General features: G+C 62.4%; 25 protein-coding genes and 3 pseudogenes. 11 read left to right on the top strand and 17 right to left on the bottom strand.

Annotation, left to right across the window (positions count from 1 at the left end; genetic code table 11):
* Positions 1-75 precede the first annotated feature (75 nt).
* From D3D01_RS14275 to D3D01_RS14250, 6 genes and pseudogenes are all read left to right on the top strand, one after another.
* Positions 76-1,113, top strand: coding sequence for a hypothetical protein (locus D3D01_RS14275; RefSeq protein ID WP_121512638.1), 1,038 nt, complete (start codon positions 76-78; stop codon positions 1,111-1,113).
* 56 nt (positions 1,114-1,169) lie between these two features.
* Entirely contained in the window at positions 1,170-2,042 is an 873-nt protein-coding gene (locus tag D3D01_RS14270) for a hypothetical protein (RefSeq protein ID WP_121512637.1), read from the top strand.
* Between the two features lie 122 nt (positions 2,043-2,164).
* Positions 2,165-2,422 (top strand): hypothetical protein, encoded by a 258-nt coding sequence (locus tag D3D01_RS14265; RefSeq protein WP_121512636.1) that lies wholly within the window; start codon positions 2,165-2,167, stop codon positions 2,420-2,422.
* Positions 2,423-2,552: 130 nt separating this feature from the next.
* Positions 2,553-3,101, top strand: coding sequence for a hypothetical protein (locus D3D01_RS14260; RefSeq protein WP_121512635.1), 549 nt, complete (start codon positions 2,553-2,555; stop codon positions 3,099-3,101).
* A 97-nt stretch (positions 3,102-3,198) separates the two neighbouring features.
* Positions 3,199-4,160: pseudogene (locus D3D01_RS14255) on the top strand (ArdC-like ssDNA-binding domain-containing protein).
* 74 nt (positions 4,161-4,234) lie between these two features.
* Entirely contained in the window at positions 4,235-4,549 is a 315-nt protein-coding gene (locus D3D01_RS14250; protein WP_121512634.1) for a hypothetical protein, read from the top strand.
* Between the two features lie 194 nt (positions 4,550-4,743).
* Here the strand turns inward: D3D01_RS14250 and D3D01_RS14245 are convergent, their stop codons facing one another.
* Entirely contained in the window at positions 4,744-5,061 is a 318-nt protein-coding gene (locus D3D01_RS14245) for an RPA12/RPB9/RPC11 RNA polymerase family protein (protein ID WP_121512633.1), read from the bottom strand.
* Positions 5,062-5,206: 145 nt separating this feature from the next.
* Here D3D01_RS14245 and D3D01_RS14240 point away from each other — a divergent pair, with 145 nt between their 5' ends.
* On the top strand, positions 5,207-5,386 hold the full coding sequence (locus tag D3D01_RS14240; RefSeq protein ID WP_121512632.1) for a hypothetical protein: 180 nt from the start codon (positions 5,207-5,209) through the stop codon (positions 5,384-5,386).
* A 55-nt stretch (positions 5,387-5,441) separates the two neighbouring features.
* Here the strand turns inward: D3D01_RS14240 and D3D01_RS14235 are convergent, their stop codons facing one another.
* The 4 genes from D3D01_RS14235 to D3D01_RS14220 all read right to left on the bottom strand — a co-directional run bounded on the left by D3D01_RS14235 (position 5,442) and on the right by D3D01_RS14220 (position 8,242).
* Positions 5,442-6,806 carry an NAD(P)/FAD-dependent oxidoreductase gene (locus D3D01_RS14235; RefSeq protein ID WP_121512631.1) on the bottom strand — a complete coding sequence of 455 codons (1,365 nt, stop codon included), beginning with the start codon at positions 6,804-6,806 and terminating at the stop codon, positions 5,442-5,444.
* A complete protein-coding gene (locus tag D3D01_RS14230; protein WP_121512630.1) occupies positions 6,803-7,186 on the bottom strand; it encodes a helix-turn-helix domain-containing protein in 384 nt (127 codons plus the stop codon). The genes D3D01_RS14235 and D3D01_RS14230 overlap by 4 nt, the downstream gene beginning before the upstream one ends.
* Positions 7,187-7,287: 101 nt before the next feature.
* On the bottom strand, positions 7,288-7,911 hold the full coding sequence (locus D3D01_RS14225) for an ArsR family transcriptional regulator (RefSeq protein WP_121512629.1): 624 nt from the start codon (positions 7,909-7,911) through the stop codon (positions 7,288-7,290).
* 70 nt (positions 7,912-7,981) lie between these two features.
* Positions 7,982-8,242, bottom strand: a complete 261-nt coding sequence (locus tag D3D01_RS14220) for a hypothetical protein (RefSeq protein WP_121512628.1) — start codon at positions 8,240-8,242, stop codon at positions 7,982-7,984.
* A 178-nt stretch (positions 8,243-8,420) separates the two neighbouring features.
* Here D3D01_RS14220 and D3D01_RS14215 point away from each other — a divergent pair, with 178 nt between their 5' ends.
* Positions 8,421-8,891: an HTH domain-containing protein gene (locus D3D01_RS14215; RefSeq protein WP_004966389.1), complete on the top strand. Its 471-nt coding sequence runs from the start codon at positions 8,421-8,423 to the stop codon at positions 8,889-8,891.
* Between the two features lie 36 nt (positions 8,892-8,927).
* Here D3D01_RS14215 and D3D01_RS14210 read toward each other — a convergent pair.
* The 3 genes and pseudogenes from D3D01_RS14210 to D3D01_RS14200 all read right to left on the bottom strand — a co-directional run.
* Positions 8,928-9,272: pseudogene (locus D3D01_RS14210) on the bottom strand (pyridine nucleotide-disulfide oxidoreductase); the annotation flags it as partial.
* Between the two features lie 95 nt (positions 9,273-9,367).
* Positions 9,368-10,087, bottom strand: a complete 720-nt coding sequence (locus D3D01_RS14205) for an NAD(P)H-hydrate epimerase (protein WP_121512627.1) — start codon at positions 10,085-10,087, stop codon at positions 9,368-9,370.
* 79 nt (positions 10,088-10,166) lie between these two features.
* Positions 10,167-10,526: pseudogene (locus D3D01_RS14200) on the bottom strand (mercuric reductase); the annotation flags it as partial.
* Positions 10,527-10,624: 98 nt separating this feature from the next.
* Between D3D01_RS14200 and D3D01_RS14195 the strand changes: the two are divergent.
* Positions 10,625-10,972 (top strand): helix-turn-helix domain-containing protein, encoded by a 348-nt coding sequence (locus D3D01_RS14195; protein WP_121512664.1) that lies wholly within the window; start codon positions 10,625-10,627, stop codon positions 10,970-10,972.
* 3 nt (positions 10,973-10,975) lie between these two features.
* Here the strand turns inward: D3D01_RS14195 and D3D01_RS14190 are convergent, their stop codons facing one another.
* The 9 genes from D3D01_RS14190 to D3D01_RS14150 all read right to left on the bottom strand — a co-directional run bounded on the left by D3D01_RS14190 (position 10,976) and on the right by D3D01_RS14150 (position 18,380).
* Positions 10,976-11,734: an ABC transporter ATP-binding protein gene (locus D3D01_RS14190; RefSeq protein ID WP_121512663.1), complete on the bottom strand. Its 759-nt coding sequence runs from the start codon at positions 11,732-11,734 to the stop codon at positions 10,976-10,978.
* Entirely contained in the window at positions 11,731-12,480 is a 750-nt protein-coding gene (locus D3D01_RS14185) for an ABC transporter permease (protein WP_394343399.1), read from the bottom strand. Before D3D01_RS14185 ends, D3D01_RS14190 begins: the two co-directional genes overlap by 4 nt.
* A gap of 78 nt (positions 12,481-12,558) precedes the next feature.
* Positions 12,559-13,569: an ABC transporter substrate-binding protein gene (locus D3D01_RS14180; RefSeq protein ID WP_121512625.1), complete on the bottom strand. Its 1,011-nt coding sequence runs from the start codon at positions 13,567-13,569 to the stop codon at positions 12,559-12,561.
* A gap of 170 nt (positions 13,570-13,739) precedes the next feature.
* Positions 13,740-14,525, bottom strand: coding sequence for a sulfite exporter TauE/SafE family protein (locus tag D3D01_RS14175; RefSeq protein WP_121512624.1), 786 nt, complete (start codon positions 14,523-14,525; stop codon positions 13,740-13,742).
* Positions 14,526-14,672: 147 nt separating this feature from the next.
* Positions 14,673-15,026, bottom strand: a complete 354-nt coding sequence (locus D3D01_RS14170; RefSeq protein WP_121512623.1) for a DsrE family protein — start codon at positions 15,024-15,026, stop codon at positions 14,673-14,675.
* 149 nt (positions 15,027-15,175) lie between these two features.
* The gene (locus D3D01_RS14165) at positions 15,176-15,481 is read right to left on the bottom strand and encodes a putative quinol monooxygenase (protein ID WP_121512622.1); all 306 of its coding nucleotides are present in this window, start codon (positions 15,479-15,481) and stop codon (positions 15,176-15,178) included.
* An 87-nt stretch (positions 15,482-15,568) separates the two neighbouring features.
* The gene (locus tag D3D01_RS14160) at positions 15,569-16,996 is read right to left on the bottom strand and encodes a dihydrolipoyl dehydrogenase (protein ID WP_121512621.1); all 1,428 of its coding nucleotides are present in this window, start codon (positions 16,994-16,996) and stop codon (positions 15,569-15,571) included.
* A 98-nt stretch (positions 16,997-17,094) separates the two neighbouring features.
* Complete coding sequence (locus D3D01_RS14155; protein WP_121512620.1) at positions 17,095-17,592, bottom strand: peroxiredoxin; 498 nt, start codon at positions 17,590-17,592, stop codon at positions 17,095-17,097.
* A gap of 41 nt (positions 17,593-17,633) precedes the next feature.
* Positions 17,634-18,380 (bottom strand): DUF547 domain-containing protein, encoded by a 747-nt coding sequence (locus tag D3D01_RS14150; RefSeq protein WP_121512619.1) that lies wholly within the window; start codon positions 18,378-18,380, stop codon positions 17,634-17,636.
* A gap of 154 nt (positions 18,381-18,534) precedes the next feature.
* Between D3D01_RS14150 and D3D01_RS14145 the strand changes: the two genes are divergently transcribed.
* Both D3D01_RS14145 and D3D01_RS14140 read left to right on the top strand, forming a co-directional pair.
* Positions 18,535-20,031 (top strand): radical SAM protein, encoded by a 1,497-nt coding sequence (locus D3D01_RS14145; protein ID WP_121512618.1) that lies wholly within the window; start codon positions 18,535-18,537, stop codon positions 20,029-20,031.
* Positions 20,031-20,735, top strand: coding sequence for a class I SAM-dependent methyltransferase (locus D3D01_RS14140; RefSeq protein ID WP_121512617.1), 705 nt, complete (start codon positions 20,031-20,033; stop codon positions 20,733-20,735). Before D3D01_RS14145 ends, D3D01_RS14140 begins: the two co-directional genes overlap by 1 nt.
* The last annotated feature ends 10 nt before the right edge of the window (positions 20,736-20,745 follow it).

Below are 20,745 nucleotides of genomic sequence, written 5' to 3'. Positions count from 1 at the left end.
TTATCAAACCAGTCGAAACAACTGTAGTGGTTGGCCCCGCCGGCAAAATTTTGTGTTCCTCTGTCGGGTGAGAGGATGACTGACTTGACACTCGGTACGTTCGGAGACGGAGACAGCGCCGACAACGACCTCGATCCAGATGCCGCAAGCATCGCCCGATGTGCGACGGCGTGTCGCGCTCCTGATCGTGACGACGGCAGTTGGGCGGCCCCAGATGAGGACTGGGGGCTGACAACGCAGCGGCCAGTGTCGTCGATCAACACGTCGGCTGGTCGAGCAACCAAACAGCAAACCCGATGGGTCGTCGGCGGGGACGTCGGAGACTACGTTGAGCAGTACGCAACTGGCGACCTCTTGCAAATTCCAAACACGTACGGCGACTTCAGTTCAGTCGACACTCGAGTCACATTCATCGACGGACTCGCTGACAGCTACGGGTACGGGATTGACGCACAGGCTCTTGAAAAGGCATTGCGAGTCCTCACTAGCGGTGGCCGATACACTGCGTCGAGATACACGGCGATCCCGTGTGGGAAACAGCCGTGGATTCTGACGGGGCCAGAAGGGACGCTCCTGTGCAGCTGTATGCCCGTTGAGCGGCCGGAGAATCCATACACGAGGAAGCTTCGGACGCCAGAGACGACCCTGCAGATTGAGGAGCAGAACCAAACAGTCCTGACGGGGGCTGCTGAGTTTGCCCACCTGCTATCCGACGTTCTCGGTGTCGATATCGAGAGCGTAGAGCACGCAACAGTACGCGGGCAAACCCAGCACTCATTCATCGACGGGGAGGACAAGTTCCCGATCAAGGCTAGTGACTTAGCACAGTTGCACGGGTTAACGTCCGATCCATCCGTCATTCAGGGGACAGTCAGCCGTGGAGTCCAGCCCCCAAACGGTGGCGACCCAATCTCAGTCGAATGGGATGGGCCGGATCATCCGGTTGGATATCTCGACGAGGGAGACGTGATCGCCGGCTACGAGTTTGCGTGGGAACAACCCGAAGAGTCGCTGGAAGACGTTGCAGTCGTTCGCGAGTACCGGATCACACGGAACTACTCGCGATGGACGGTTGACTACCATACCCACCGCCTTGCGTCAGTCGTCCCCTGACCGACGCCGCCAACGGCATATTTTGTGTGCCCTCCGGCAAGTGGAGGGTAATCGAAATGTCACAGTCCACAGCGACCAGTAGCACCGAAACAGCAACCACCGACGCCGAAACGAGCGTGCCAGAGACGGCGACAGACAGTGACGCAGAAATCGACGCTGCGGACCTCCTGTCGCTCGATGCCCCGCGGCATCTGCAGATCAGCGGCGAGGTCCAACTGTTTGAGCAGATTTTCGTGGCGGCTGGCACGGTCACAGACAAGACACGGATAGGAATTACAGAGTCGGGAATCGCCATCCGGGCGGCTGACTTGCAGGGACACGCGATGGTCGACCTGCGTGTTTCTGGGAGTTCGTTCACCTCCTTCGATGCAGGGAGGGGAACGTTGGGGGTGGACGTCGGTCGGGTCCGGGATGCACTCTCTATCGGCGACGCAGGCGACCTTGCACAGTTCGCACTCGATGCAGCGAATAGCACACTGGAAATCAACATCGGCGGGATAACGCGCACCATCGAGCTTGAGGCGGTTGAATCGCTCCGTTACCCTGTCGAGATGCCGGATATCGACATCCCGGCGACTGTCCACCTGAATCCAGATGACATCTCGCTCGGTCTTGAGGCAGCGGATATGCTTGCCGACCGGTTTGACCTCTCTGTTTATTCAGAAAGCAAAGAAGTGCGGTTTGCCGCAGACGGTGACACTGACAGAATGACCTACCGATGGGAAGACACCGATCTCATCGCCTTCGAGCCTGCGGATGTGGCGGTGAAACTGGGTTCGTCGCTCGTCAAATCGGCGAATGCTGGCCTGCCAGACGGCACGAATCGGGTTCTCCATATCGGAGACTCAGTCCCGCTTGTGCTGAAATCCGAGTTCCCCGACGCCGATGGAGCGATGCAATTCGTGATCGCACCGAAGCTCCCGAATTGACTCGGTTCCCCGTGGTTTTGCGGAAACGGTGGTGTGTCTTAACCAACAGCGACCGCTGTACTTCGCAGTTGTTGGTTAGCGCTATTTTTGTGTCTCCCCGGTCGGGTGAGGGATTTTCCTCTATGGGCCAGACAGTGCCAGACTATGAGCGCTTCGAGCGCGAACAGATCGCACAGGACCGCGACCAACGGCGTCCCGATACTGTCGAGATCGACGAGCCACGAGGCCGTGAGGTGGTCACCAGTCTGCTTGACGAGGGCGTCGTTGAGCCAATTCCAGAACACGAAGTCTTGCAGCACGTTCCGTCCGGGCAGTGCTTTGACTCCGACATGGCGCTGGTGTACTTCCACAAGGGCTGGGAGGCTAGAAGCGAGGAGTAGCCAACTCGAAGGCTAACCAACACAGTGCCCCACATTCTACTCGGTGTTGGTTAGCGTCAGGACCTCTTCTCTGATGCGGCGTATGGGCGCGTCCCGAGAGTTGATACCCCATCGGAATTTCCCCAAGCGTATGGACCGCACTGACTGGCCGACACCCGGCCCGAACGAGCCTGTCCCGGCATGGGACGAGTACCAACAGCTGCGCGAGGCCGTCCACGACTTCCTCGATCACGAGCCAGAGGACCCAAGATGGTCGGACATTTGGAAAGCACTCGGTGCGATCATGGGCGAGTACCAGCGAGACGCATTCGCGCAAGCCTTCAACCTCGATGCGCCTACCGAGACAGCCTGCATACGCCGTCTCATCACGGGCGACGACGAGTTCCCCCACTCGCCGCTTGACGCCAACAGCGACCCGAAGGGACCGCCTCATAGCCCGCCAGCAGACGACCATTCGACACTCTGGCTAGACGATGGCGAGCCGGCGTTGTACTCGATGCACGTCTATCCGGGAAATATCGAGCGATTGGATTCGCAAGAGCCGCCCCACAATCTCTGGTTCGACGTCTTCGAGTTCGCTGCTGAGTGGGGACTAGAAGTCTCTGTCCTCCCGAAATCGTGGTACAACCTTGGCTCGGCTGTCCACGTCGTCTTCTATCCGCCGGAGCGGTACAGATAGCCAGCACACTCTGCTCTCGCTCAGTCAGCCAGTCGATTTTCTGTCCCCCAGTGGAGGTGCGGGGGCGTGCCCGAGAGTGCGTCCCGAAGACAGACCAATGTCAACGATACAGTCAGACACGCCAGAGCAGTCGTCCAGCCAGCAGACCACTTGCACCTTCGACGATTCGGACTCCCGGGACGAGGAGATGCGCGACCAACTCGATGCGTGGGTCGAGGATCTTGCCGACCTCACCGACGAAGCGCAGGCCAGCGAGCAGTTCCAGCAGTGGCTTGACGTCCAATCGAAGTTCCACGATTACTCAGCGCGGAACACGCTGCTAATCAAGCTCCAGCGTCCCGAAGCAACCCGAGTTGCGGGATACAATACGTGGCAAGACGAGTTCGACCGGTACGTCCAGCAAGGCGAGGATGCCATCTGGATCTGGGCTCCGATCATCACGAAAAAGTGCCCCGAATGCGGCAATTCGCCGTCGTATCACGAGAACACTGATTGCGAGTACGATGAGACAGAGCCCGAACAATGGCGGCGGGGACTGGTCGGGTTCCGGCCAACGTCGGTGTTCGATATCTCTCAGACCGAGGGCGAACCGCTTCCCGAACTGGAGACAGAAGCTCATGGCGACCCGGATGGATTTGTCGAGGACCTGTTGGACGCGACCGACGAGATCGGCGTCGACGCAAGAATCGTCGCTTCGGAGGAGTGGGAGCATGGGTCTGCACGGGGTGTCTGTGAGCGTCGGAGCGTGATGACCACGAATCCGATGGTCGAAGCGGTCGACCGAGACAATCGGGCCGCCCTCGGGAGTGCACTCATCCACGAGTTCGCCCATGCAGAGCTTCACTTCAATGTCGAGGATGAGGCGGAGCGGTCGAAGCGTGAGGTCGAGGCTGAGGCAGTCGCCTACGTGGTCAGTCGTCACTTCGGGCTGGACCCCGACAACTCGGCGTTCTACTTGGCGGCGTGGGACGGCGACGCACCGGAGACGCTACGGGACCGCTGGACCGAATCTCGAAGACGGCTGCGAGGCTGATCGACGCCGTCGAAGGTGCCAGCTGAGAGGGAGCGGTATCTTTCCAGACGTGCTTGAGAGGAGTGTTTTGTGACTCCCCTGGTGGGCGAGGGAGTCGAATATGCGTTCCACAGCAGCGTCAGGTGGCAGTCCTGTCGGACAGTTTCTGAGTGTCTTAGCTGACTTGCGTGACCAGATTGGAGGGCCGTACTACCTCGGAGATGTCAACGGGCGGTTGGACTGGCCCGACCGAGGAGTGTACTTCTTTTTCTCGCCAGCAAGCGACCTCCGGGCAACGACAGCGGTCGACTGGCGACTCTCCCGAATCGGCACCGTCGGCGTCAGTACCGGCTCGTCGAACACGCTCTGGAACCGGCTCCGGCAACATCGTGGGAACGTTCGAGGGAAGTACGCCGGCGGAGCCAAGCCCCAATAATGAGCGGACACGAAGCGCCTACTGATCTAGTCCGGTTTCGACCTGCTCTCCCAACAGAGTCGGTACTGGTACCCTCCCTCGATAGGTTCCCCAGGCAGGTCTTCGATAGTCGTATCGGACAAGATCCATTTACCGAGGTGTCAAGATTCCGTACTCGACAAAAAAGCCACCTCCGGAATTCGTGAAATGTGCCGTCAGGACTCACGCCACTTGTGGCCGCACTTGACACAGGTGAACAGCCGAACCTCGTAGGAGCCACCCGGCTTCGGTAGCATCTCGTAGGAGGCCCGGTTGCTGTCGCAGTCGTCTGCCGGACAGGGTTCCTGCATCGTCTCGGTGGTGCCCTGGGTCGCGTCGGCTACGGCGGGTGCCCCGTCGTCCTGTTGTCCGTCCTGTGTCGCCATCACTGCTTCTGCTTGTGAGTCCCGCTGCTCCTCGTTCTCACAGGAGCGGCACACCCATGTGTCGCCCTCCGTATGCATAATTGAACCACACTCATCATAGAATTGCATATAGCGGAGGAATACACGGTTATCGGATATATGTTAGTTTCCGATTCACCGTGGATTTCAGCTAATTGTGGACACTGACTGTACAGCGCTGTCGAAGAGGTTAAAATCAGCAGTCATTTATTATCCTGCCCAGATATGTCTACACATGCCACACTGTGAGAACTGTGACAAGCACTTCGACACCGTTGCTGAAGTCGAGCACGAAGAAGTAGACGAGATGGCTGTTGAGGAGACTGCAGACGGCCCGCCACAGATTCGTATCGGAACTGGAAAACGCGATGTCTGGCGATGCAAAGGCTGTGGGAGTGTACTTGGTGTCCGATGAAATCACCACGAGCGCGTAAAGCAACCTTTCGGTTGAGAAGGTAGGAGCGGCGTGGCTACACTGGGACGTCTCTGAAGGCGTACTCAACGACTTTGTTGAGCGTTGGGTGTGCGTGCATGATTTCGGTGATGTCGGCGACAGTTCCCGTTCCGCGCCGCATTGCGACAACGACCTCGTGAATCATCGTCGAGGCCTCGTAACCCAGCACGTGACAGCCCAGAATCTCGCCATCAGGTGCGGTGTGGACCTTGACGAACCCGTGGTCGAGTTTTTTCGCCCGTCCCATCGGCGTGTCCGGCAACTCCGCCCGGCCGGTGACATATTCTCGACCGACCTCCTCTAGCTCTGTTTCGGTCGCTCCGACACCGGCCATCTGTGGCTCGGTGAAGATGGCGTGAGGCATCGCGGAGAAGTCGGCCTCGCGGGTCCCATCGTGAACGACGTTCTCGATTGTGACCTGCGTCTCGTAGTCCCCGGCGTGTTTGAACATCGCGTTGTCGGCGATGTCCCCCTGTGCCCAGACGCCCTCGGCCGACGTGGCCAGCGTGTCGTCGGTGACGATGAAGCCGTTGTCGTCGGTTTCGATGCCGGCGGCGTCCACATTGAGCGTGTCTGTGTTCGGGCGGCGACCCAACGCCACCAGCACGTCGTCGCCGGTGACCGCTACTTCGTCGCCGTCCTCCGTCTCTGCGTGGACCCGAACGCCACCGTCGGCTTCCTCGACGGCCGTCACACGATGGCCGGTGAACACCTCGTGGCGGTCCCGGGCGATGTCCGTGTAGGCCGCTGAGAGCGCCCGGTCTTCCCGTGGAACGAGCGTGTCCATCATTTCGACCAGCGTCACGTCGGTCCCCATAGACTCGAAGAAGTAGCCCAGTTCGACGGCGATGTAGCCGCCACCCATGATAACGAGCGAGTCGGGCTGGTCGCGCCGATACAGGGCGTCGGCGCTGGTCATGTAGTCGACCGAGTCTAGGCCGTCGATGGGCGGGACGACCGGTCGGCTGCCGGCGGCGACTACGACCTGGTCCGCGCTGAGACGCTCGCCGTCGACTTCGACGGTCCGCTCGTCAACGAACACCGCCTCGTGCTCGTACAGCGTCAGGTGGTCTTTCTCTGCGTAGCGCTCTTCCATGCCTTCCGCGAGCGGGGACAGCGTCTCGTCCATGTCGTCGATGACGGCGGCGTAGTCGATGTCGTCCAGCGAGGCGTCGATGAAAAACTGGTCGGCCTCGCGGACGCGGTTCGCCGCGGTCGCAGCTTGGATGAGCATCTTCGAGGGGTTACAGCCGCGGTTGAGACAGGTTCCTCCAAGAGGACCGGGTTCGACGAGCGCCGTTTCGAGGCCCGCGTCGGCGGCTGCCGCGGCCACGTTGTTCCCCGTGCCACCACCGATGACGAGCACGTCGTAATGCGTCATCGCTTTTCCTCCGCTGGCGAATGTTCGGCGTCCCACCGGAGCAGTTCCTCGACGACTGGCTCCAGCGCCGAACCGCGCTCGGTTAGCGAGTACTCCACCCTGACGGGCTGGTCGCTGACGATCTCTCGGGTCACGAGCGCCTCGTCTTCGAGCGAAGAGAGGCTCTCGGAGAGCATCTTTGAGGAGACGCCGTCGAGGCGGCTCTTGAGGTCACTGAACCCCAGGGGGCCGTCCTCCAGCAGGTGATAGACGATTCGAAGATGCCACTTCCGACCCAGCAGTTCGTGGATATGGCCGAAGGTGGCGTCGATATCGGCAAAGTACGGCCGCGAGACGGTGCTCGACTGGTCCCAGCTGACAGCGCGTGATTCGGAGCTCATGCTGTATCCCGACTGTGGATCGATACGCTCCTTAAGACATCTCGGACCCGCGGACGCGAGTCTAGTCACCGGTAGCTATATATATCAGGACTGGCGGGTACTCACTCGCTCCCGCCGCTACCGCGAAACCGCTCCCAGAATATCTCGTCGAGGCCGCTGTCATAGTCGGCGTCTAGGTAGTCCTCCTTCGTGAGGTTTGCCTCCTCGATGAGCGATGCCGCCTCGCCGGCCCAGATGTAGAAGCCGATCAGCGTCTCCGTGCGCATCTCGTCGAGGTCGATGGAGTGGTAGACGTTCACGAACCCGCCGGACTCGCGGTTGAGTTGGGATTTCTCCAGCAGTCCGAACTCGACCAGTTCGTTGAGGTACTTCCTGATGGTCCCCCCTTCGTAATCGAGTTGGGCAGCTAATTCCTTCGACGAGAGCGGCCCATCGCCGATGACACAGAGGCAGATGTCAAGCCCCGGCTTCGGCAGGCCGAAGGCGTCGAGCAGGACCTGTCGGATGTCCGGCGGCCGAATCTCCAAGTTCGACTGCGTCACGCGCTTCATCTCGTCACCGTGGCAGGTCATCCCGCCGTCACAATCCTGCATCGAGAGCACGACGTTGGCACAGTTCTGGCACTTGTATATCGAGTACTCCCGCGCTCCGAGGTCAATCTCCCGACGCGTCCGGTCGTCCGTCTCGGTATCGAACTCCGTCGTCGATGTATCGTTTTCGGTCATATGTTTGTCAGTCTCATACCACAGCTGTTGCAGGCCCTACAGGAGCCCGGGCCTTGAAACTTGGAGGCGTTCACCCGTCGACCACGTCGACAGCCACCACGTCCTCCAGTTCGACGTTGAGCCGGAGAAACTCCCTCGCAGTAATCGTGGGCCGGTAGCCGTCGTCGGTTTCGACGACGAACTCGGTCCCACAGAGCGACCGAAGCACCCGTATCACGTCCGCCGGTGACTCGCCACACAGGTCCGCGACCGTGTCGGGGGCGACCGGTTCCTCCGTGGCGTCGTAGCGGTCGCAGAGGGTGACAAGAACTGTGTGTGGTGAGAGAGACATGAGAGCGGAGAGTGCCTGCGCGAATACCAACTGTTTCCGAACACACCATGAAATAGGTTGCTTACACCGATCGCACCCTGTTACGCCGGGTTAACCGCACGATTATTAGCAGGGGCGGGATTTATTTACACATGCGTCGACGACGCGAAAGAGTAGCCCGTACTGGTGGTGGGTGACGATGCAGGCCCCCGAAGCAGTTCTGAACGCGACGACGGCAGACCTGCGTCTCGAACTGTTCGTCCGCTCACTCGCTCCTGAGACGGCCAGACCACAACAGGAGGCGGTCATCGAACGGCTCCGAGACCTCGCCGATGAGGTGGCCGACACCGAACTCTACGTGACCGGCGATTGCGTCTGTCCGTCGACGGTAGCCGCGGAGACCGAGACTGGCCGCTTCCTGCTGGACCGGTACGAGGCGTTCGAGGAGTGGGCCGACGAGAGCGGCGTCGAACTCGTCGGCTTTCGGAACCGCTGTGTCGATTCGTCGATGACCGGGGAGACCGTCACCGGCATCCAGTTCCCGCGGCTGACGCTGGCCGTGTTCGCCGACGACCAGCTCCGGTTCGTCGCACCCGCAATCAGGAACGGAACGGAGACGACCGTTGCCGACGCACAGGACGAAATCGAACGGGCCATCGTCCAGCAGTGAGTGACTGTTGCCGTCGTTTTTCCGCCGCGACCTCGTTCAGTCCAGTTTGCCGCTGAGGACCTTCGCGGCCACCAGCACCGGGTCCCAGACGGGGGTGAACGGCGGCGCGTACGCCAGGTCCAGCCGTTCGAGTTCGTCCACGGTCATGTCCGCCTCGATAGCCGTCGCGAGCATCTCGATGCGGATCGCGGCCCGGTCCTCGCCGACAATTGACCCGCCGAGTACACGACCGCTCTCTCTGTCGGCGACCAGTGTCACATCGGTGTCGTCGCCGCCGGGGTAGTACCCTGACCGGGAGCCGGCTGTGACGGTCTCCGAGACGGGGTCGAAGCCAGCCTCACGAGCCTGCTCGTGGCCAAGGAGGCCGACGCGACCGCATTCGGAAACAGCATCGGGTCGGTCATGGCTGCTGTTTCGGTCCGCTGGCAGGACTTTCTGTCGATAGCTGTAACGCCCGAAGAGTCCGGACCGCCGTGTCACTGACGTCGTATCTCCACCGTGTACGAGTCGTCGAACGGCGACGTGTAGGGGCTATCCAACTGCTCGTACACGCCAGCCGGAATCGAGATGTCGGCGAGGCGAAGCGCCGCCCCCGTCTCGGTGAGGCCAGTTTTGGGAAGCGCGAGCGTGACCACTTGGTCGGGGTCGACGGCCGGCCCCACTACCGCGCCGGTCGTCGCGTTCATGCCGGAGGGGACGTCCAGCGACACTACCGGGCAGTCACGCTTCGCAGTCGCACGAGCGAGGTCCGCAGCCTGACCGCGCAGCGCGCCGTCGAGACCGTACCCGACGAGCGCGTCGACGAGTGCCGCGGGGTCAGCGCTTTCGAGTGCCGCTGTGCCGACCTCGATTGGCACGTCCATCGTCGAGAGCGTCTCGTACTGGGTCCTGGCCGCGCCTTCCAACTCTGCCGGGTCGCGGTCGAGAACGATCGACACCGACAGCTCGCGGTTTGCGAGGTGTCGGGCACAGCAGAGGCCGCCACCGCCGTTGCCGCCGCTACCAGCGAGAACTGTTACCGGACCAGACCGGACCTCACGGACCGCTGCAGCCAGATTCCGGCCCGCGTTCTCCATCATCTGGAGCAGGCCCAGGCCGAACGTCTCGACGGCAACCCTGTCGACCGCGCGCATCTCTGCGGCTGTCACAGCGGGAACCGGCTCTCCGTCGGCTGTGTGGAACAGTGTCGAGTCCATAGCTTGTGGACGGACCTACGCAGCCGCCCGGTTTGGAGCTACTCCCGCTTCAACCAGAAATTGGGACACCATCCCCGTTTCACTCGACGCAGCAACTCATCGTCGAGGTGTCTCGGCGGAAGGCCTGGCAGGCGTGTTTGAACGCCTCGCTAAACGTGGGGAACGGGTGGACGGTGTCGATGATGTCGTCGACGGTGAGGCCGAACCGGACGGCCAGCGTCGCTTCCATGATCATGTCGGCGGCCCGGGGGCCGACCATGTGTGCGCCCACGATTTCGTCAGTCTCGTGATGTTTGACGACCTGCACGAGGCCGTCGGTGTTCGCGGCCGCCTTCGCCCGTGGAACGTCCGCCATCTGGACGGTGCGACACGAACAGGTCCCGTGTTCGGCCATGTACTCGGCCTCGGTCGTCCCGACGGCGGCGACCTCAGGGCTAGGTCGTAGGAGCGTGACTCTTGCATTGACACAGGTTTTGTTCCCGAAGTAATTGTACTGTGGAGTCCAAAGCTATGGAGGAGGTTCGAGGCCACGAAGCTATGGCGGATACTACCAGAAACGACGAGCCGACCTGTGATGTCGACGGGACGTCTTACTGCCCGCTGACGGGCGTCATCGACACGCTCAGCCAGAAGTACGCGATGCAGTTGATAAGCATTATCGGGGCTCACGACTCGCTCCGCTTCAGCGAGATCGAGGCCCACCTCTCGGGGGCGAGCACGTCGACCATCTCGAAGCGGCTGGAGGAGTTCGAATCGGTCGGGCTGGTCTCCCGAACGCAATACGACGAGATACCCCCGCGGGTCGAGTACGCGCTGACAGACGACGGTGACGCGGTTCGGACCCGGCTCGAACCACTGCTAGAGTGGGCCGCGGCCGACGAGTAATCACTACTGGATGAGGCCGAGAATCCGCTCGTAGTGGTCCCCGAAATCAGCGTCGGACCGCGACCGCGGCCGGTCCATGTCGACCTCGACGATTTCCCGGATGCGGCCCGGCTCCGACGCCATGACGATGACCCTGTCGGCGAGTTTGACAGCTTCCTCAACATCGTGAGTGACGAACAGAATCGTCTTCCCTGTCTCCGACCAGATGTCGAGGAGCTCGTCCTGTAGCATGCGCTTGGTCTGAGCGTCGACGGCCCCGAAGGGCTCGTCCATCAGCAGGAGGTCGGGATCGACGGCGAGCGCGCGAGCCAAGGCGACCCGCTGTTTCATCCCGCCCGAGAGGTCGCGGGGATAGCTGTCCGCGAAGCCGTCGAGGCCGACCAGTTCAAGCAACTCATCGACGCGTTGCTGTCGCCGCTCGCTGTTGACACCCTGTTTTTCCAGCCCGAAGCCAACGTTTCCAGAGACGGTGCGCCACGGGAACAGGTGGTACTCCTGAAACACGAGTCCGAGTTCTGGCCCAGGCCCTTCAACTGGATCACCGCCGAGATACACTGTCCCGGCCGTCGCGGGTTCGAGCCCCGCGATGATGCGAAACAGCGTTGTCTTCCCGCTGCCGGAGGGGCCGACGATACAGACGAACTCACCGGCACTAACATCGAAGGAGACGTCCTGTAGCGCCTGGACACTGCCTTGTGGCGTGTCGTACCGCCGGCCGATACCGTCGACGAGGACCCGCGGCTGCATCGTTTCGTCGGTCATCGCCACGCGAGCGCCCTCCGTTGGACAGCCCGAAAGGCGGTGTCGACTAGCAGGAACATCGCACTCAATACGAGGATGTAGGTGATGACGACATCAACCCGAAGGTTGTTCGAGGCTCGAAGGATTTCACGGCCGATGCCAGCGACACCGAAAATTTCAGAAGCGACGACGAGCATCCAGCAGCGACCGATTCCTGTCCGAATGCCAGTCATGATTTCGGGAAGCGATGCCGGAATGACGACCGACCGGATCAGCTCCACGTCTCCCTGGACCCCGAGGCTTCGGGCAACGTCTAGCAGATCGTCCGAGACGCCCTCGACACCGCCGTAGGCACCGTAGAAGTTGATCCAGAACGCGCCGATAGCAATGATGAACGCGGCCCCAGCGTGGTTGATCCCCAGCCAGGCAATTGCGAAGCCGATAAGCGCAAGCGGCGGCACCGGTCGCAGGAGGCGCACGACTGGGGCGGAGATATCGTCGAGATATGGACTCCAGCCAAGCGCAACTCCCGAAGCGACACCGAGGCCTGTCCCGATGACTGCGCCGGGAAGCCAGTGGATGATACTACTGAGGAGTGCGGTCGCCATGTCGCCGGACGCAGCCTCGGCCACGAACGTCTCCGCGACGGCCGCCGGCGTCGGCAGGATGTAGCTCGGCTGGGTCAGCGCCACGAGCCACCAGAGCACGAGGAACCCGAGGATGCCGGCTCCCCCGCGGAGCGCCCGCTGCGTGTCGATATCGAACATCGGTGAGTCGACCCCGTCGGCGTACTCGCTATCGTCACCGACTTCAATTGCCATCGTCGCGCCCTCCGTGTCGTCCGGTCATAGGTTGTCGTAGACGCTGTAGTCGAAAATCTGGTCGAGCGAAAGCCGTTCATCGATCTGGCCGTTCTCGTTGGCGAACTCTGAGAAGACCTCCGTCCCGTTCTCGATTTCGCGCGGGTCGGTGACGAAATTCGAGAGAGGGCCTTCGAGCGCCGACTGTGCCTGGTCGGCGGCCATCCCGATGCCGGATTCGACGATATCGGCCGTCGCTTCGGTGTTGTTCCGGATGAACTCCGTCGCACGGACGTGCTGTTCGAGGAACTGTGATGAAACGTCCGAGTCGCGGACTTCGTCGCTCATCAGTGTCACTGCGGCCGGTTGGCCGGGCATCACCTCTGCGGCAGTTCTGAACGTCCGAACGGGCACGTCTTCCTGTGCGGCGCGGGTCGGGACCGGTTCCATGATAGAGGAGCCGTCGACTTCGCCGTTGGCGATGGCCTGCCACACCGCGTTTGCGCCGCTAATTTCGATAATTTCAACGGTCGACTCGTCAACGCCCTCTTGTTGGAGCCAGTACCGAAGCAGCACATCCGGCACGGACCCCTGCGGGAAGGTTCCGAACCGGAACTTCTGGCCCCGCTCTTCTTCCCAGACTGCGAACGCATCGCTGCCGTGCTCGTCCCAGAGCGACTGGAGGTCGTCATGGACCATAATCGCCATCGGCTCCTTGATGTTTGCCGCCGTCACCTTCGCCGGGAGCCCCCTGTCGATGACGATCATCGACGGGACGATGCCGAACATCGCCACGTCCAGTTCGCCGCTGCCGTAGGCCTGGACGATGGCCGGTCCGTCAGTGAACTCCCGACCGTCGATGGTCGCGTCAATCTCGTCCAGATACCCCTGTTCTTCCATCACGAACCACTGTAGATCCGGGAAGATCGGCATATATGCGACGGTTATCTCATCGCCGCCACCGAGGCCGAGACAGCCACCGAGACCGAGCGTTGCAACCGTCCCGGCTCCCGCCAAGTACTGCCGTCGAGAAAGCGTCGTAGACGTATTTTTCATTGGCCCGGTTACGTTCTTTAGCCTAATATAAGATGCAACCCTGGCAAAGCCCCTGCGTTTCGGTGATACGCTACTTTCAACAAAGCAGGTGATAGACGGCTGAGAACTGCACAATACTGACCCTCCCGCGTTCAGTGTGTGTCAGAGATGAGGGCAATAATTACTGGCTCTTACGCGATACCAAGGCCACCGGCGGTTAGTCTAAGACCGATAATCGATAGTAATGTCAAAACGGCGGCGCGACGAGCACGGTCACTGACAGCGGTCCTGAGTTGCTTCCCGACTGCGACACCGGCAACGGCCGGTACGGTCGCAAGGACGGACGCTCCGGCGACAGCCGCGCTGGGATACAGCCCGAAAACGCCGGCAAAGGCGACCCGCGTGATGCTGAGCCCCAGAAACACCAGCGCGACGATACCGACGAACAGGCTGTGCGAGAGGTCGAAGCTCCGGAGATACGCGACGAGCTGGACGCCGACGTTCGTTCCGCCGAACAGTGCCCCCGAAACGCCACCGATGCTGATCATCGCGAACGGTGTCTTCCCGAGGTCGCTGTTGCCCACTGACACCCATCCGGGAAGCGGCACCCGCTTCTGGGCGGTCGCCACAAACCCCAACGTCAGTAAACCGAGTCCGACACGGAGTGGCGCTTCCGGGAGCCTGTCGAGTACAGCCATCCCGACAACAGTTCCGACCAGCGCTGCAGCGATGAGGGGTCCAAACCGCTGGCTACAGGTACGAAGCTCACGCCGTGAGAGATCTCTAACTAGTGAAACGTTGACTGCGAGGATGGGGAGAATCATGAACACGACGGCGGTCGCTGGGTCAATGATGGTCGCAAGCGCCATCGTCCCGACAACAGCGAAGCCGAAGCCAGCAAGCCCGTTTGTCGCCCCGGCGGCGATGACGATCCCCGTTACTATCACGACAATCGTCCATGAGGCTGGCAAAATCATATAGTATCTGATCCTGTGGAAAGCTCACAGCGGCCCGAGATCAAACCCGGGCTGGGCAGTGGTTCCTGTGAAGTACTTACACGGCCATGGATAAAGCCGCGTCGTGTTTCACCACAGTAGGGTCGAACGTGACCGGCCTGCTGCCGGTTAGAACGTGATGACTTCGTAGTCGTCGACGAGCGAGCGGATGCTCGGGTGGCCGTCGTGCTCGTCCAGAGTGACGAGTCCGGAGTCGGCGACAGCGTCTTCAACGCCGAACGCTCCGGAACAGTAGTCACAGACGGCCGTGTCGTCCTTGACGGTCTGGTACAGTTCGTGGTAGTCGCTGTCCTCGTCTTCGAGTTCCGGAATCCACTGCGTCCCGGCCCCGTCGAAGATGAGCTGGAGGTCGTCCTCATCGTTCTCTGCGAACTCCTTTGCCGCTTCGAGGCCGTTCGCGAGTCGACCGAGGTTCTCGTGTCTTTCTGTGCCTGCGAGGATGATGATGGCTGCTTTCGTCATTACTCAACGTAATACTACCCCAACGATATATTACCAAGGGGTGCGTGCAGCGAGGCTGGACTCGCCCCAAGTATTTATAAACGACGACCGCACGAACCCTGAGTCAGACAGGGCGAGCGGTCTCGCCTGACTATCTCGTCGGGCCGGCGTTACAGTTCGACTTCGGACGCGGAGTCGACATCGAACCGGGTGACATCCGGTTCGCCGGCGAGCAGGTCCGGAAGTGCAGACTCGAACGTCCCGAAGTGGTCGGTTTCGGCGTGGGCACCGAACGCTGCCTCGTCTTCGTACTGCTCGGTGAAGCGGAACAGGTTTGGGTCGTCGATATCTGTCGCGACCTGATAGTCGATGACGCCGTCCTCCGTGCGCGACTGTTCGGCCAGTTCTCGGATCAGGTCGAGTGCTTCGTCCCGTTTTTCGGGGTCGATGGGGAACTCCGCGTGGACAACTAACATTACGTCCGCCTCAACGTGCGTCCCGCACTAATAGGCAGGGAGGCCGTGCGTCGGAAGTGCGCAGTGGCGTTCAGATGAGTGGCCTGCTCAGTGCGAGTGGCCGCTGTCACCGCGACTGAACTGTCCGGCGAATCCTCGCTGGACGACTTCCGAGAGCGCGGGGTGGATGTGGACGGAGTTGCGGATGTCCTGTACCGTGCCGGAGCCGGCGGTCATCGCCACGACGACTTCCTGGATGAGGTCGGACGCTTCCGGCCCCATGATGTGACAGCCCAGTATCTCCCCGTCGAGGTCGATAATCGCCTTCAGGAAGCCGTCGGCGTTCATCGCATTCCCGCGGGCGGTCTTGTCGAACTGGTACGTTCGTGTCGCGTACTCCCGCCCGGCGGCACGGAGTTCCTCTTCGCGCGCGCCGACGCCCGCCACCTCGGGGGAGGCGAAGACGGCAAACGGCATCGCGGTGTAATCCACCGGTGCGAGGTCGTCGCCGAAGAGGTTGCGGGCGATGGCCTGTGCCTCGTGGTTCGCGCTGTGTTTCAACAGGTACTCGCCGACGATGTCGCCCAGCGCCCAGATGTCGTCGGCGGTCGTCCGCAGGTACTCGTCGGTGTCGACGAACCCGCGGTCGTCCGTCTCGACGCCCGTCACGTTGAGGTTTAGGAGGTCCGTGTTTGGTGTCCGTCCGGCGGCGACGAGCAGTTCGTCACCCGTCACTGTCACGCCACCCTCGTCTTGGACCCCGGCGTCCTCGCCGTACTCGTACGGCTTCGCCTCAACGGTGACCGTGCCGTCGCTCTCCGAGACAGCGGTGGCCGCGTGGCCGGTGTGGACGGTGAAGCGGTCGGCATACCGCTCGGTGAAGGCCTCGGCTATCTCCTCGTCTGCCTCGGGCAGGAGGTTCGGCCGCCGACCGATAATAGTCACGTCGCTCCCGAAGGTCCCAAAGAAGTGGCCGAGTTCGGCCGCGATGTACCCGCCGCCAACGACGACGAGGTGATCCGGCGGCGTCTCCAGTTGGAGGGCCTCTGTGCTCGTCAGGAAATCAACGTCCCCGAGGCCATCGATGCTCGGAATCGAGGGTCGTGCCCCGGCCGCGATGAGCACCGTCTCGGCCCGAATCTGTGCACCCTCGTCCGGCCCGCTGACGACTTCGACCGTCCGGTCGTCCACGAACCGGCCCTCGCCCTCGTAGAGGTCGTGGCGGGACGAGGAGCGAAGCCCCTCCCGAATCGACTCCGAGTCCGACTCCACGTCCTCGTTGACTTTGCGAACGATGTCGGCGAAGTCGACGCCGTTGACCTCGGCGTCGATGTCGAACTCGCCAGCGCGCTCGATGGTCTCCAGCACGTCGGCGTGGTACAGCAGCATCTTCGACGGGATACACCCCCGGTTGAGACACGTCCCGCCGAGGGGACCTTTCTCGACGACTGCGACCGACTGCCCGCGGTTCGCGGCGGCGTTTGCCACGTCCAGTCCCGAACCTGAGCCGATAACCAGAAAGTCTACTTCGTCCATGATCCCCTCGTCACCGTCCAGCAATATGAAAGGTCTGCGGAAATGCGCTTCCGGAACCAAATTCCGGCGGTTCGATGGCTCTGTGCGACCGAATCCGGCTACGAGTCCGTGCGGAGGGCGTCGAGTTCCGCCAGAATCTCGTCGATATCTGGTCGGTCGAACGTCGAGGAGCCTTTCTGGACCCACGCGATTTCGGGTTCCGTCCCGCGTCTGTCGACGATGACGATTTCGGGCATTCGGCCGAAGAAATCCGAGAACCGACCGAGGATGCCAAAGCGGACGGGCTGGTCGTAGGCCTCCCCCGCCTTGATGTCGGGGTCCGCGAGCAGCGGGAACGGGAGGTGATAGGACTCCTGCCAGGACTCGACGCGCTTGACCGGCTCCGGGACAATAGAGACGACTTCGGCGTCGCGCTCGTGAAAGTCGTCGATACGCTCAGCGAGTTGCTGGACCTGCTTTCGGCAGTTCGTGCAGTAGTGGTCCCGCTGGAAAAACAGGACAGCGAACTCAACGCCGTCCGGGAGCGCGGCGAGCGAGAACGGATCCGGGCCGGTGGCGACGTTCGTGAGCGAGAAGTCCGGGACTGAATCTGGCATACGAGTGCGTAGCGGCTGGACGGCCTAAACCGCACGGCCCGCTACTCGACGAACTTCCCGGACGCTTTCGACCAGTCCCAGGACAGGTGTCGGAGTTTCGGCGCCGCACCGTCGGGAATCGCGTCGTACTCCCGCAGGAACGCCCGGATTCCCGCCTTTCCCCCGAAATCGCCGCGGAACCAGCGAAACACGCGGGGGATGCGGACGACGTTCTCGGTGGCGTCATACGCCACCGTCGCATCTAGGTAGCTCCGTGTCGCCAGGTCCAGTTGCTCGTCGATTTGTTCAGAGTCGTACGCCCTGATAGCGGGGCAACTCTCCGCGCCGCAGTTCAGCGCGAAGTGAATCCGCGGGTCACAGTCTGGCAACCGGTGGCGGTGTTCGAACGTCGTGACTAACAGTTTCGGCAGGTAGCCGAGGCCGTACTGCGAGCGGCCGCCGCGAAGCAGGCCGTTCTCGATGCGGTTGAGACTCAACGAGGTGCCCGCGACCGTAATCGCAGGCGCCCAGAAAAACCGGACGAAGCGAAGCGAACTGTCGTACAGTGCAGGCTCTTCGGCGAGGAGCAACTGCGTCCCGGCGTTGTAGCAGTTGAGCCAGAACGCGAGCGCAGTCCGGCGGTCCGTTCGTAGTGGTCGGAGGTCGCCATCGTTGAGCGCGGCGAGCGCCGCCCGCAATCTCTGTGTCGGGTCGCCACGCTTGCAGGCGACCAGCAGGTCCTGGGCGAGGGTGGTCGGCGACGTGTCGAGGTCGTCCGCCGGATCGGTCGCCGCAGTCTGGCCTGCCATACAATGGCTCGGGGAGCACCCCGAAAAAGGGTTGCGCGGGCTGGCAGGTCGGACACGTCTCAGCGAAAGTCGATGGGCCACGACCGACACACCGCTCTGTCGCTCCGATGCACAACCCCGGTACGCTTATTGAAATTCACTCCTCCCCCTGAGTATGAATGACAGTGACACCCTCGCGACGACGACGAGCCTCTGTCCTGACTGCCTCGAACAGGTCCCCGGCCAGTATGAGGAACAGGACGGCGGCGTGTTCCTGACTCGGGAATGCGCTGACCACGGGACGACCAGCCGGAAGGTCTGGGGCTCCTTCGACCACTGGGACTGGGCCGCCGACTTCGGCCCGGACCCGGAGTACGACGGCGGCGACCTGGCGGTCGACGACGACCACGCCTGTCTCGCCGTCGTAGAGGTCACCGACGACTGCAACCTCTCGTGTTCGTACTGTTTCGCGAGCTCGGGGCCCGGTGGTGCGCATCGCTCGACCAAGGAAATCGAAGCACTGCTGGACACCGTCGAAGACGCGGGCGGCCGGCCGATACAGTTCTCCGGCGGCGAACCCACGGTCCGGGACGACCTCCCCGAACTGGTCGAACGCGCCAGGGACAGGGGTATCGACCACGTCGAGGTGAACACGAACGGGATTCGGCTGGCGACCGAGGAGGGCTACGCCCAGCGACTCGCCGACGCCGGCGTCACCGCGGTCTATCTCCAGTTCGACGGCCTGACGAGCGAGACCTACGAGCAGATACGTGAGGTCGACCTCGTCGACGAAAAGTACGCAGCCATCGACGCCTGCCGCGAGGCGGATCTGCCCGTCGTGCTCGTCCCGACAGTGGTTCCCGACGTGAACGACCACGAGATGGGTGACATCGTCCGGTTCGCGCTCGACAACAGAGACGTGATTAGGTCGGTGAACTTCCAGCCGGTCGCCCACTTCGGCCGCTACGCCTCGAATGACGGCCGCTTCACCATTGACGACGCCACGCGGCTGCTGGCTGAGCAGATGGACGATCTCGATCCGCGAGACATGCTGCCCGCGCCCTGCTGTTCGGCGTACTGCCAGATCGGGACGGCGTTCATCCCGGAAGACACGGATGCGGCGGCTGCAGCGGGCTGCGGTGCCGACGACTTGGACGGTACGGCTGACTGTTGCTGTGGCGACTCCAGCTCGGAGGCCGAATCGTTCGTCCCGCTCACCCAGTACGTCGACGACCAGCTCTGGGACATGCTCTCGGGGATGGTCGACGAGGGGGATTACATGGAGCTACTGGCCGGCACCGCCGCCGGCGAGGAGTGGGCCTGCAAGACCGCCGGCTGTTGTGGCGTCGACGTGCCCGGCGGCGTCGAAGGCCTGTTTGACGAGGTTGTACCCGTCTCGTTCACGGGATTCATGGACGCCGACGCGGCCGACGTGAATCGGCTGAGTAACTGCTGCATCTCGGTGCCGACGACCGACGGTGACCTGGTGCCCTTCTGTGGCTACAACATGACGACAGAGGCCGGCGAGTACGCTCTCCGGAACCGGAACGACTGGGGCGGCCGGAACACCGTCGACGGGGACCGCCCCGCCGCCGACTCGGCTGCGGGCTATCAGGGCGACGGCACGGCCACGGACGGCGGCTGCACGCCGGACGACTGTGGGGGCGAGTGATGGCGGGGCTGCTGGACGCCGCACTCTCGAACCCGTGGGGGATGCTCGACACCATGCTTGCGGGGCCGCTCCACCCGGGCGGGACCGAGGCGACGGCAGCGTTGCTCGACCGGGCTGGTGTCGGCCCGGAGACGCGGCTGCTGGACGTCGGCTGTGGCGCTGGCGACGCGCTCTCGGTGGCCCGGGACCGCGGCGCAGACGCCCTCGGCATCGACCCGAAACCGAGTACCGACCGAGCCGTACAGGGTGACGCAATGGCCCTCCCCATCAAAGGTGGCAGTGTCGATGTCCTGCTAGCCGAGTGCGTCCTCTGTCTCACTGACCTCGACGCGGCACTGACGGAGGCCAACCGCGTACTCGCGGACGGCGGCCGTCTCGCTCTTTCGGATGTCGTCGTCGATGGCGACAGACCGGACGTACCCGATGCCGCCGCCGATGCGCTCTGTCTCACCGGCGCACGAAGCCGCGACCGGCTGACTGGCCGCGTCGAAGCCGCGGGGTTCACAGTCGCGGACACAGCGGACCACCACGACGACCTCCTCGCGATGCAGGACTGGGTGACCGACCGTGTGGATTACGAAGGGCTGCTCGGCATGATGGGCGAACGCGGTCAGCGGGCACTATCGGCAATCGAGGCCATCGAAGCCGCCGTCGAGGCCGGCGACATCAGCTACGTGTCGCTGGTCGCGACCGCACAGGGCTGAAGCACTCTCT

The organism is Haloarcula sp. Atlit-7R (assembly GCF_003666065.1).
Classification (GTDB): Archaea; Halobacteriota; Halobacteria; order Halobacteriales; family Haloarculaceae; genus Haloarcula; species Haloarcula taiwanensis.
The sequence above is the reverse complement of the archived record's forward strand: the minus strand, read 5'-3'. Positions and strand labels throughout refer to the sequence as shown.

Coding starts and splice junctions, on each gene's coding strand:
- D3D01_RS14155 (WP_121512620.1), bottom strand. CDS start 17,592: ATGCCAGATTCAGTCCCGGACTTCTCGCTCACGAACGTCGCCACCGGC.
- D3D01_RS14190 (WP_121512663.1), bottom strand. CDS start 11,734: ATGACCGACGAAACGATGCAGCCGCGGGTCCTCGTCGACGGTATCGGC.
- D3D01_RS14215 (WP_004966389.1), top strand. CDS start 8,421: ATGCAGGCCCCCGAAGCAGTTCTGAACGCGACGACGGCAGACCTGCGT.
- D3D01_RS14235 (WP_121512631.1), bottom strand. CDS start 6,806: ATGACGCATTACGACGTGCTCGTCATCGGTGGTGGCACGGGGAACAAC.
- D3D01_RS14260 (WP_121512635.1), top strand. CDS start 2,553: ATGGACCGCACTGACTGGCCGACACCCGGCCCGAACGAGCCTGTCCCG.
- D3D01_RS14275 (WP_121512638.1), top strand. CDS start 76: ATGACTGACTTGACACTCGGTACGTTCGGAGACGGAGACAGCGCCGAC.
- D3D01_RS14160 (WP_121512621.1), bottom strand. CDS start 16,996: ATGGACGAAGTAGACTTTCTGGTTATCGGCTCAGGTTCGGGACTGGAC.
- D3D01_RS14270 (WP_121512637.1), top strand. CDS start 1,170: ATGTCACAGTCCACAGCGACCAGTAGCACCGAAACAGCAACCACCGAC.
- D3D01_RS14145 (WP_121512618.1), top strand. CDS start 18,535: ATGAATGACAGTGACACCCTCGCGACGACGACGAGCCTCTGTCCTGAC.
- D3D01_RS14140 (WP_121512617.1), top strand. CDS start 20,031: ATGGCGGGGCTGCTGGACGCCGCACTCTCGAACCCGTGGGGGATGCTC.
- D3D01_RS14250 (WP_121512634.1), top strand. CDS start 4,235: ATGCGTTCCACAGCAGCGTCAGGTGGCAGTCCTGTCGGACAGTTTCTG.
- D3D01_RS14240 (WP_121512632.1), top strand. CDS start 5,207: ATGCCACACTGTGAGAACTGTGACAAGCACTTCGACACCGTTGCTGAA.
- D3D01_RS14225 (WP_121512629.1), bottom strand. CDS start 7,911: ATGACCGAAAACGATACATCGACGACGGAGTTCGATACCGAGACGGAC.
- D3D01_RS14230 (WP_121512630.1), bottom strand. CDS start 7,186: ATGAGCTCCGAATCACGCGCTGTCAGCTGGGACCAGTCGAGCACCGTC.
- D3D01_RS14185 (WP_394343399.1), bottom strand. CDS start 12,480: ATGTTCGATATCGACACGCAGCGGGCGCTCCGCGGGGGAGCCGGCATC.
- D3D01_RS14165 (WP_121512622.1), bottom strand. CDS start 15,481: ATGTTAGTTGTCCACGCGGAGTTCCCCATCGACCCCGAAAAACGGGAC.
- D3D01_RS14195 (WP_121512664.1), top strand. CDS start 10,625: ATGGCGGATACTACCAGAAACGACGAGCCGACCTGTGATGTCGACGGG.
- D3D01_RS14205 (WP_121512627.1), bottom strand. CDS start 10,087: ATGGACTCGACACTGTTCCACACAGCCGACGGAGAGCCGGTTCCCGCT.
- D3D01_RS14180 (WP_121512625.1), bottom strand. CDS start 13,569: ATGAAAAATACGTCTACGACGCTTTCTCGACGGCAGTACTTGGCGGGA.
- D3D01_RS14170 (WP_121512623.1), bottom strand. CDS start 15,026: ATGACGAAAGCAGCCATCATCATCCTCGCAGGCACAGAAAGACACGAG.
- D3D01_RS14245 (WP_121512633.1), bottom strand. CDS start 5,061: ATGCAATTCTATGATGAGTGTGGTTCAATTATGCATACGGAGGGCGAC.
- D3D01_RS14265 (WP_121512636.1), top strand. CDS start 2,165: ATGGGCCAGACAGTGCCAGACTATGAGCGCTTCGAGCGCGAACAGATC.
- D3D01_RS14150 (WP_121512619.1), bottom strand. CDS start 18,380: ATGGCAGGCCAGACTGCGGCGACCGATCCGGCGGACGACCTCGACACG.
- D3D01_RS14220 (WP_121512628.1), bottom strand. CDS start 8,242: ATGTCTCTCTCACCACACACAGTTCTTGTCACCCTCTGCGACCGCTAC.
- D3D01_RS14175 (WP_121512624.1), bottom strand. CDS start 14,525: ATGATTTTGCCAGCCTCATGGACGATTGTCGTGATAGTAACGGGGATC.